Origin of the sequence: Nostoc sp., assembly GCF_035638895.1 — a bacterium.
GTDB lineage: Bacteria > Cyanobacteriota > Cyanobacteriia > Cyanobacteriales > Nostocaceae > Nostoc.
The window spans coordinates 1-4,051 of sequence record NZ_DASQZC010000278.1; the positions used below are offsets into that span (position 1 = coordinate 1).

Annotated in this window: 5 protein-coding genes and 1 pseudogene; 4 read left to right on the forward strand and 2 right to left on the reverse strand. The window is 42.6% G+C overall.

Translation table 11 applies throughout. From position 1 onward, the window contains the following. The 4 genes from VE944_RS13335 to VE944_RS13350 form a co-directional block, all read left to right on the forward strand. On the forward strand, positions 1-658 hold a 658-nt coding region (locus VE944_RS13335; protein ID WP_324977723.1), incomplete at its 5' end, for a Uma2 family endonuclease. Positions 659-950: 292 nt separating this feature from the next. Next, positions 951-1,829 (forward strand): bile acid:sodium symporter family protein, encoded by an 879-nt coding sequence (locus tag VE944_RS13340; RefSeq protein ID WP_324977725.1) that lies wholly within the window; start codon positions 951-953, stop codon positions 1,827-1,829. A gap of 128 nt (positions 1,830-1,957) precedes the next feature. Then, a complete protein-coding gene (locus tag VE944_RS13345) occupies positions 1,958-2,635 on the forward strand; it encodes a potassium channel family protein (RefSeq protein ID WP_229472789.1) in 678 nt (225 codons plus the stop codon). Positions 2,636-2,711: 76 nt separating this feature from the next. Next, complete coding sequence (locus tag VE944_RS13350) at positions 2,712-3,275, forward strand: DUF3124 domain-containing protein (RefSeq protein WP_324977729.1); 564 nt, start codon at positions 2,712-2,714, stop codon at positions 3,273-3,275. Positions 3,276-3,385: 110 nt separating this feature from the next. On the opposite strand, the gene VE944_RS13355 is transcribed toward VE944_RS13350, so the two are convergent. Then, positions 3,386-3,601, reverse strand: a complete 216-nt coding sequence (locus VE944_RS13355; RefSeq protein ID WP_324977730.1) for a hypothetical protein — start codon at positions 3,599-3,601, stop codon at positions 3,386-3,388. Between the two features lie 51 nt (positions 3,602-3,652). Next, positions 3,653-4,051 (reverse strand): annotated as a pseudogene (locus VE944_RS13360) (cation:proton antiporter); the annotation flags it as partial.

Genomic DNA, 4,051 nt, shown 5'->3' on the forward strand with positions numbered 1-4,051 from the left:
AATTAACAAACTGCCCTCCAAAACTGATTATTTCTCATTTAGAAACAGACTGGAGACTTTTATGACCCCAGCAGCGATCGCTACACCCACAAAAGAATCACCCCTTTTGTTTGAAGGACTGACTTGGAGAGAATTCAAAGCAGTTGAGCAGTTATTAGACCGTCCAGGATATCGCCTGTCTTTTCTGGATGGCGTTTTGGAGATCCGAAGAATGCCTGGAGAACCCCACGAAACTGTTAAGAAGAGAATTGCCGCATTGTTAGAACTGTACCTGCTCATGGCAGGGTTTGACTTTACTCCAACTGGGTCAATGACCTTAGAAAGTGAATCGGGTGCTGTCAAGCGAGAGGCGGATGAATCTTATAAACTTGCTCCTGGTCGAGTGCGTCCCGATTTGGCGATTGAGGTGGTGTTTACCAGTGGCGGTATCAACAAACTGGAGGCATACAAACGGCTCTTGATTCCAGAAGTGTGGTTCTGGGAAGATGGAGTGTTAGAAGTTCATCACTTGCAAAAAGAAGGTAACGCACTTCACTATGAAAGGGTTTCCAGTAGTGAGGAGGTTAAAGGTATCGATCTGGATTTGTTTTTACGCTGCATTAATATGGTGAATCATGTTGATGCCATCAAAACTTTTCAGCAGGCGCTTCACAAATAGCTGGCGATTTAAGTACTTGGACAGAATTAATTACACAATGTCATTGCGAATGAAGCGTTCGCGGTAGCGTCTCGTAGAGAAGCGTAATGAAGCAATCGCAAGGGTTGGGATTGCTTCTCTTCTCTACGAGAGGCTGCGCCAACGAGACGCTCCGCGAACGCTCCGCTCGCAATGACTGTAAATATTTTTGTCCAACTACTTATGTAAACCTATTACAGTTCTTCAACTAAAATTTTAACGGCAACACGGTACAATCCAGAGGCAGTTTTATTGTTAGCAACACGGGTTAAGGATGGAAACAAATTTTTTGACGGCTGTTTTTCTGCCACTGGCTCTATTTATTATCATGTTAGGCATGGGGTTAACCTTGACCTTAGAAGACTTCAAGCAAGTTGTAATTTATCCCAAAGCGGTGGTGATTGGCTCTGTGGCGCAGTTGATCATGTTGCCGATTGTGGGCTTTGGCATTGCATCAGTGTTTCCCCTTGACCCACAATTAGCGGTAGGCGTAATGATTTTAGCAGCCTGTCCCGGTGGCGCTACTTCTAATATGATTACGTTTTTGGCTGGGGGTGATGTTGCTCTTTCTGTGATACTAACAGCTATTAGTAGTTTTATTTCGGTTTTTACGATTCCTCTGGTAGTAAATTTGTCAATGCAGAGATTTTTGGGAGAAGGAACAACGCTACAGTTACCTTTCTTAAGTACTGTTTTGCAGATTGCGGTGATTACACTTCTACCTGTAGTAATTGGGATGATAGCCAAGCGGTATGCACCCGGATTGGCAGACAAGGCAGATAAACCTGTGAAGTGGCTGTCTTTATTTTTCCTGGCGGTGGTAATTACTGGAGTGTTTCTGAGAGAACGGAATAATTTTATTTCTTATGTAATAGATGTGGGCTGGGCAACTCTGGTTTTGAATGTGGTAGCAATGGCTTTAGGTTTTGCGATCGCAACCTTAAACAGATTAGGAGAAAAAAGCGTCACGGCAATTACAATAGAAGTAGGAATTCAAAATGGGACTCTGGCGATCGCGATCGCTTCTACACCTACGCTGCTGAATAGTCCTACAATGGCCATTCCTGGGGCAATTTATAGTCTGCTAATGTTTGTAACTGGTGCTGCATTTGCTTGGTGGGCTAGTCGTCGCCAAAGCTTGTTGAAAGCATAAAAGTAGTTGGCCTCATTGCCAAGTCTGCTTATCCAGTGGTTGAAAGTATCTCCATACAAGCTACACTTTCATTCCTTTGCTAAGTTGTAAAGTGGAATAGGAAGTCAAAGAGAGCATCAAGAATATACATGTACGTACTAATTGGTGGTGCAGGCTTAGTGGGCTTAAGTTTGGCGCAAAAACTGGTAGAACTAGGACATACTGTTGCCGTAATTGACATTGACCCTATCGCTTGCCGCTATGCCCGTGAACAAGTAGGAGCAATGGCTTTTGAAGGCAGTGCTGTAAGTACAGAAGTATTGTTAGAAGCGGGGATTCGCAAAGCCGGTTCCTTGGCAGCTGTTCTGAGAAGTGATGCCTTAAACTTGGCAATGGTGACTCTTGCAAAACATTACGGTGTCACCCATATTTTGAGTCGGATGCGCCACCCAGATTTTGCTGAACCGTTACGTATCGCTGGAGCTAACCATATTATCAGTACTGTTGAACTATCAGTTTCAACAATGGTGAATGCTATTGAATATCCGCAAGTGGAATCAATGATGCATTTTGAGCAGGGACAAATTGAGGTTCTGAAACTTTCCATCCCCAATAATTGCTATGTTGCTGGTCGTAGCGTTGCCGAAATTGCTCAGGATTCCCAGTTTCCTAGTGGTTCGCTAATTATTGGCTATCAACCCCATCCCCACGAAGATTTGATGATTCCTAACGGTAGTACAATACTGGAACCTCATTCAACTGTGCTGATTGTGACTAAACCAGGATGTTTACATCAAGTCATTGATTTTATTGAACAAAAATGTTGAGCGTAGTTCTTAGCTAAACTCTTTATTAGGTGGGGTTAGCTACATATATAATAAAAAATTGGTGTAAATAGTTTTGATGAAGCTGTATCGATATATTTATTTAGCGATCGCTATTATTTTTCTTGCATCTTGTCAATCACCCGAAATTCCACCAAAGTCACAACCCGATGCCATTCCAGCAACCCCATCCCAAAAAATAGTGACACTGGATAAGAATTTTAAGATAGCAAGCGGTCAAACTGTTTATGTTCCTGTCTACTCTCATATCTATCATCACAATCGGCAGGAGATTTTCGAGTTAGCAGTTACGCTAAGTATTCGGAATACAGATTTGACCAATGCGATCGTCATTACTTCTGTGCGCTACTATAACTCAGAAGGGAAACTAGTTAAAGAATATTTAGAGCGCCCTATTCAAGTTGATGCCCTAGCTTCTACAGACTTTTTTATAAAGAGAAATGACACCACTGGAGGTTTAGGTGCAAACTTTATTGTCGAGTGGGTAGCCCAAACAGAAATATCCGAACCGATAGTAGAGGCAGTCATGATTGGTACTGACTTTCAACAAGGAATTTCTTTTATCAGTCCTGGTAGGGTTATTAAAAATCAAAATAACGAGAAGCGATCGCTTTTAAAATAATTCGTAATTCGTAATTAAGTTTTTCCCCGTTTTCTTGTTCCCATGCTCCGTATGGGAATGCATTCATTGAGTCAGAGATTGAATATCTAACTAAAGGCAGCAAATTCTAATCAGTCAAGGCTCAGAGGTTCATCGACAAAACTCAGAGGTTCACTCACGAAGCTCAGAGGTTCATCGACAAAGCTCAAAGGTTCACTCACGAAGCTCAAAGGTTCATCGACAAAGCTCAAAGGTTCACTTACGAAGCTCAGAGGTTCATCGACAAAACTCAAAGGTTCACTCACGAAGCTCAGAGGTTCATCGACGAAGCTCAAAGGTTCACTCATGAAGCTCAGAGGTTCATCGACAAAGCTTAGACTATCCCCAGTTCCCAATCCCTAATCATCTTCAAGCTTCAACAATTGTTCATCAAGATTTTGTATCCGCCCGCGCACAATTTCTTCCGAGAGAATTCGCTTCCGCATTGCCTCATTGAGCGCTCCTTTTTCTGCCAAGAGTAAACGTCGGCGAATGGCTTCAAGCTTACTGCTCTTGCCACTTCCACCTTCCACCTCATCAGGGCGACGATTATAAAGTTCCCGCAGTGTCTTTTCTGCACCAGCAATTCGCACCTGATAAGCTGACCGCATCTCTTCATAAACAGCTTTTGGTAAAACCCCTGATTTCAACAGACTATCTAATTCATCTTGTGCTGCTTTACCCGTCATCAACTGGGCTTGCAATTCTTCAACCTGTTGTTGAGCTTCTGAAAATTTAGATAATTTTAAGCGTTTTAC

What these genes read in the sequence shown, in the direction of transcription:
- VE944_RS13340 (WP_324977725.1), top strand. Translation starts at nt 951, where the DNA reads ATGGAAACAAATTTTTTGACGGCTGTTTTTCTGCCACTGGCTCTATTT.
- VE944_RS13345 (WP_229472789.1), top strand. Translation starts at nt 1,958, where the DNA reads ATGTACGTACTAATTGGTGGTGCAGGCTTAGTGGGCTTAAGTTTGGCG.
- VE944_RS13355 (WP_324977730.1), bottom strand. Translation starts at nt 3,601, where the DNA reads ATGAGTGAACCTTTGAGCTTCGTCGATGAACCTCTGAGCTTCGTGAGT.
- VE944_RS13350 (WP_324977729.1), top strand. Translation starts at nt 2,712, where the DNA reads ATGAAGCTGTATCGATATATTTATTTAGCGATCGCTATTATTTTTCTT.